Source organism: Enterobacter sp. ZOR0014 (genome assembly GCF_000798855.1).
Classification (GTDB): Bacteria; Pseudomonadota; Gammaproteobacteria; order Enterobacterales; family Enterobacteriaceae; genus Enterobacter; species Enterobacter kobei.
In genome coordinates, this window is record NZ_JTLF01000300.1 from 1 (window position 1) to 5,041 (window position 5,041).

At 43.1% G+C, this 5,041-nt stretch carries 7 protein-coding genes; 2 read left to right on the forward strand and 5 right to left on the reverse strand.

The genetic code is table 11. From position 1 onward, the window contains the following. Positions 1-274 precede the first annotated feature (274 nt). Together L977_RS15620 and L977_RS15625 are read left to right on the forward strand one after the other, a co-directional pair. On the forward strand, positions 275-937 hold the full coding sequence (locus L977_RS15620; protein ID WP_047626125.1) for a division plane positioning ATPase MipZ: 663 nt from the start codon (positions 275-277) through the stop codon (positions 935-937). A gap of 88 nt (positions 938-1,025) precedes the next feature. Beyond that, complete coding sequence (locus L977_RS15625; protein WP_032679786.1) at positions 1,026-1,310, forward strand: hypothetical protein; 285 nt, start codon at positions 1,026-1,028, stop codon at positions 1,308-1,310. Positions 1,311-1,502: 192 nt separating this feature from the next. On the opposite strand, the gene L977_RS15630 is transcribed toward L977_RS15625, so the two are convergent. From L977_RS15630 to L977_RS15650, 5 genes are all read right to left on the reverse strand, one after another. Further along, entirely contained in the window at positions 1,503-2,336 is an 834-nt protein-coding gene (locus L977_RS15630; protein ID WP_047626126.1) for a tyrosine-type recombinase/integrase, read from the reverse strand. Between the two features lie 475 nt (positions 2,337-2,811). After that, positions 2,812-3,261, reverse strand: coding sequence for a hypothetical protein (locus L977_RS15635; RefSeq protein WP_047626127.1), 450 nt, complete (start codon positions 3,259-3,261; stop codon positions 2,812-2,814). Between the two features lie 191 nt (positions 3,262-3,452). After that, entirely contained in the window at positions 3,453-3,773 is a 321-nt protein-coding gene (locus tag L977_RS15640; RefSeq protein ID WP_047626129.1) for a hypothetical protein, read from the reverse strand. A gap of 69 nt (positions 3,774-3,842) precedes the next feature. Further along, entirely contained in the window at positions 3,843-4,055 is a 213-nt protein-coding gene (locus tag L977_RS15645; RefSeq protein WP_032679790.1) for a hypothetical protein, read from the reverse strand. 105 nt (positions 4,056-4,160) lie between these two features. Further along, a complete protein-coding gene (locus tag L977_RS15650; protein WP_156118179.1) occupies positions 4,161-4,712 on the reverse strand; it encodes a hypothetical protein in 552 nt (183 codons plus the stop codon). Positions 4,713-5,041 lie beyond the last annotated feature (329 nt).

Consider the following 5,041-nt stretch of genomic DNA (forward strand, 5'->3'; position numbering starts at 1 on the left):
GCATTTCGCCAGCTGCAGCTGCGACCGGCGACGCTTTTTTGCTGGCATATTGGTTAACCCGGGCGCGATTGCCAGACTTTTTTTGACGTCAATCCGGAATAAAAGAAGGTGTGAATACCTAAAGCATTACAGTGTATTTACAATGTATGTACTTATTATGGAATACGGTGTATTGACATTATAAATGCACTTTGTACAATACAGCGTAATGACATGGTAAATACGTTTGTGTATTTACACGATAACTACACTGTAAATCTTGAAGGAGTGCTAAATGGGTAAATCAGCGGTCTTCGGTTCAGACAAGGGCGGCGTTGGTAAAACAACGACAGTAGCCAACGTTGCCTCTGCTCTTGTAAGCAAAGGAAAGTCTGTGGGCATTCTTAAATCGGATAAAAACCCAGACTTAATCAACTGGAACACAAAACGTCAGCAAAATGGACTTCCGGCAGTTCCTGTGTATGAAGCCTATGGTGATATCAGTAAAGAAATTAAACGGCTGTCAGATTTGCATGGGGTCTTGCTTGTTGACTGCGCAGGGCATGATAGCCAGGAGTTTCGTAGTGCTCTTACTGTGGCGGATATTCTTGTTACGCTGGTAAAACCATCGTCCGGGTTTGAGCGTGACACTCTGACAGATGTAACCGATAAGGTACGCAAAGCTCAGTCGGTTAACACGCGATTGCAGCCGTGGGTACTGTTTACCCGAATTGAGGCTAACAAGCCGAGCAAAGTAAAGGATGCTATCGAACTTGATAAGTTGCTGCGTTCAGATCCTGTATGGATTCAACCGTTAAGAATTCGTATTTCAGCTTTAGATATTTTCGAAAGCGCATGTAACGAAGGTGCCGGTGTACACGATGTAGCTCGTGGAAACAGTCTAGGAAAAGCAAAAGGGCAAATAGAGCTGTTCGCCCAGGAAATTGGAATACTTTAGGAATACAATGTATTTACATATAGACAATACAATGTATTTACGTTAGTGTATTTACATTGTATTCCATGTGTAATTCGAGGATTAACATATGTCCATTATTTTGAAGAAACCTAGCGCCAATGTAGATCAGGTTGCAACTCCTACAGCGCACGAAGTTGCCAGATTTATAGCTGACGGCGACAAGCGCCCAGCAAAGGGAAGGGCAGTATCGAGAACATACCGGCTGAATCAGGTCTTTATAGATGTAATGGAAGCTGACGCAAAACTGATGGGGCAAGGGAATACCGACATTTTAAAAGCGGCTCTTGCAGCCTGGCAAAGTCTGGACGAAAACACAAAAAAACACTGGATACTTGAAAGTGCCAAAATGTAGCAAGTGAATACGTTGTATTTATAGTGTATTTACATCGTAAATATAATGCAAATACATAATTAATCCATTTACGTCACATGCAATAATGCTGTATTGCGTGCGCTAAGCGAAGCTGGATTCAGTCCACGTTAGAAAATACACTGTATTTAATGTGTATTCCTGTTGTAAATACATTGTGCATACAAACCGCCGTCAGGCGGTTTTGCTATTCGAGTAAATGAAAGTACGTGCAATGGATAAATCCATTGAAAAATTAAGTCCCTTCATAGCCAGAACATCCATTGCAAAGACTCGCGTGTAAGCCTCAGTGCTGCGGCTGTAACGGTGGCCGAGTAATCCCTGTAAGACCTTTTGCGGTACTCCATTCATGAGCAAATGCATCGCGAAGCTGTGACGAAAGGTATGTGGTGTAACGGTTATCGGAAATGTTACACCGTCACTTGCCGCACGCAACAGGGCAGCATTGAGCCAGTTAACCGGCGTTTGCCGGGAGGTGATCGGCCACACAGGTTGATGCTTCACACGTTTGCGCCATGTCGTCAGAAATTCCCTCATTCGTAACGCATATCCGGCATCAAGTAAGGGAACCAGGCGCGTTACTGGCTCTGGCGGTTTCCGGTAGCGCGAATCAGGGTGATACATCGGCTGCGTTTCTTTACGTGGTCGTCCGGGGGGACGACTGGATTCCCGTTCGCGTTGCTTCAGCGTCTTCACCACGGCAAGTGGCTGTGGATGCTGGCGCGTCGGTTCCAGCACAAAATCAACCGGCCTTAATGCCATTCCTTCACCCGGACGTGCACCGGTGTTCCAGAGCGTATCGAAATACATACGCTGATTAAGATCGGGCAGGTAAGAAAGCAGTACGGCCACTTCCGGGGCGAGCAGGTATTTGGGAAGTTCACCGCCCAGCTGTGCGGCGTAATCCCTCATTGCCCTGGCGGTTTCGAGCGGCAGGGGAGCATTGCCCGGATTTAGCCAGGCGTCGCTACGTGAATTCTGCAAAATTTCGCGGGGTAAATGACTCAATTTTTAAAATCTCGCGTTCCGGACTGTCGCCTCAATTATGACCTAATCCGCGCCGGTGTCCGACTGCAAAAACTCCGATCACCGAAATCCCTTTACTGGACATTTTTTCCGGATATGCCGTTCTGTCCAGGCTGGCGACGGCGTTTTCAGGTGGTTCGGGGCAGGGGAGGGGGCGACGGCAGCATGATGGACACTATATATAGTATCTGCCGCAGCCGACATGGACACCATATGTTGATTATCCACAGAAACGGGGGATAAAAGCGGGATGGTGCTGTATAACTGGACAGAAAAACCTGAACGTCCAAAGTGGCGAAAGGATTACGTAACAGATAGGGTTTACCAGCAGTTCTGCAACCGCACCGGCGCATCGAGGGCGGGTTATGCCAGCAACATTGCATCTGGCCGCGCAGCTGCAACTGACAGAATGCCAGCAATAGACGGAATAATATGAGTATCCAGATCGGCGTGAAGATTAAAGGGAATAGGTGGTTGGGATTTTGAGCATACGTCCAATCTCGGCTATGTGCTCATATGTGCTTTCCTTGCTTTTACCTTCATGTATTGATGCTATCAAATTCAAATTTTTCGCCGAACCAAGAATTTCAGGCGTTGATGGAACAAAGCGCAATCCGAAATGGAATTTTTTGATATAGAAAGGTAAGGCTGAATGCTTCGCCATTAACTGAGCAGCGGCATCTTTCAAATCATGGATGATTTCAGACATTTCAGCAGCACAAGGATTAGCTAATTTAGCTTGGTTAGCTAATAACAGATATGATATTTTTCCCAATTGTTCCTTGAATGCTATATAAGGTTCAATCGCGCTCTTTACAATGAGCTGACCACCAACAAAGACAAGAACACCAGTTATAACGGTTACAGCAGCCGACGAACTCATAACTTCACCTAGAAATTTAACCATAGAAGCTATCCTATCCTGTGTGTAACAGTCAGTCTACTGGAAAGAATAACCAGAACGTCCAAAGTGGCGCGGGAGTTACGTAACGGGGGCGGTTTGCCAGCAGTTCTGCGACCGGCTGCGCATCCGGAGAGGAAATTACGCCAGCATTTTTGAGCGTGGCCGCGCAGCTGCAGCTGACAGAATGCCAGCAATTAAGCCGCTTTCCGTTCTATCTCTTTAATGAGGACATCGATTTCATTCTTTGTCGGCACAGTTGAACTAACATGAAAAAATTCTTTTTCAAAGACTTCAATAAGATATTTAGCTGATTGTAAATCTTGAATAAGAATGTTTGGTTTAATGAAATCACCGATAATTGCTTGTGCAATATGATTAACAACATCGCACGAACGTTCTACAGACTTTTTGATGTTCTCATTGAGGTGATAGTTATCGGCAGTGACATTGATACTTAGTATTGCCTTTGAAATAATACTTCTTATGCTGATCACCTTCATTGCTAGATTTATCATTCTTACTATATCCTTTCTTTAAATATTATACCAAGCCAGATCCCGTACAGCCAGCAAAACAAGGCGAAATTACCGGCGAGGGAGTTTAGCGAAAATATCCGGTAGTTCATCAACATTGCATTCCCTGACATTGTAAACTTGATATCCATCATCAATCACCTTATTAAGCTTCTTCATGGCATCTTCCATTGACGTAGCCGCTAAAAAATACGCATTTTCAACAATAGGGATGTCATAGCCGTATCTTCCATGTAGCCAGTATAGATAAAGTTTGTATTCCATCAGCACAACCTCATTTGAGCATCAGAGTTATATTCTTAATATACCAGGCCAGATCTTACACTGCCAGCAGAACTGGACGTTATGCAACATTTTGTGGCGTGTTAGTTATCTGAGTGTCCATTTTGAACCAGCTGGAACCCATTGAGAATCAAGATTTATTGGGGAATTTAGTTGAGCGAACATATTCACTGACGTGTCAATATTTTTACAAACCCTGTGTGTAACGGCTATCAATTTTACTTCATCATTAACAGCTTGAGATTTACCGTAGTAGTCACAAGTATTGTCTACACTTCTAAATTTAATAGTCTGTAATCCATTTTTATAAATAGCGTTAATATTAATAACGTCTACACTATTACCATTGGATTTCATATCCTCTTGAGTTTTTATAGCTTCACCAATAACTTCCGAGGTTACATCCACAAAGCTTAACGCTTTCCCGTCAGCCCATAGATTATCGTTGCGACAAATCACAGTTTTATTTTTATAACGCATGGCGCTACCTTCTTCCAGCGCATTACCGTTACTATCACAACTATAAATAGCACTTTCAGATATTTTTATTGGTTTACCGGGATTAATAACAGGAATACCAACAGCAAATACAGAGCAACTAAGTCCGAGCATGATGAGGGCTAGTGACATTTTGAACATTATTTTATTACTCCATGCTATATGTACGTTTGGTTTAAATATTATACTAGGCCAGCTCCCGAACAGCCAGCAAAACAACCCAAAATGAAAATTAATGATGGTCGTTAGACCAAGATGGCTGACTCTGACTATGATGTCGAGATTTTTTAAATAATCGATAAAGAATAAAAGGGTTAAGATGCATTTTAGCGTATGGATATGCGTTTTGAACTTCATTGACCATTTTTATAAAAATAGATTCAAAACCTTCACGCTGGGATTTTTTGAGTAGTTTTCTGTAGAGCCATGAACTAATCATATTAGCACCTTCTTATTTAATAAACTGCCAT

Coding starts and splice junctions, on each gene's coding strand:
- L977_RS15650 (WP_156118179.1), bottom strand. CDS start 4,712: ATGTTCAAAATGTCACTAGCCCTCATCATGCTCGGACTTAGTTGCTCT.
- L977_RS15620 (WP_047626125.1), top strand. CDS start 275: ATGGGTAAATCAGCGGTCTTCGGTTCAGACAAGGGCGGCGTTGGTAAA.
- L977_RS15640 (WP_047626129.1), bottom strand. CDS start 3,773: ATGATAAATCTAGCAATGAAGGTGATCAGCATAAGAAGTATTATTTCA.
- L977_RS15645 (WP_032679790.1), bottom strand. CDS start 4,055: ATGGAATACAAACTTTATCTATACTGGCTACATGGAAGATACGGCTAT.
- L977_RS15625 (WP_032679786.1), top strand. CDS start 1,026: ATGTCCATTATTTTGAAGAAACCTAGCGCCAATGTAGATCAGGTTGCA.
- L977_RS15635 (WP_047626127.1), bottom strand. CDS start 3,261: ATGGTTAAATTTCTAGGTGAAGTTATGAGTTCGTCGGCTGCTGTAACC.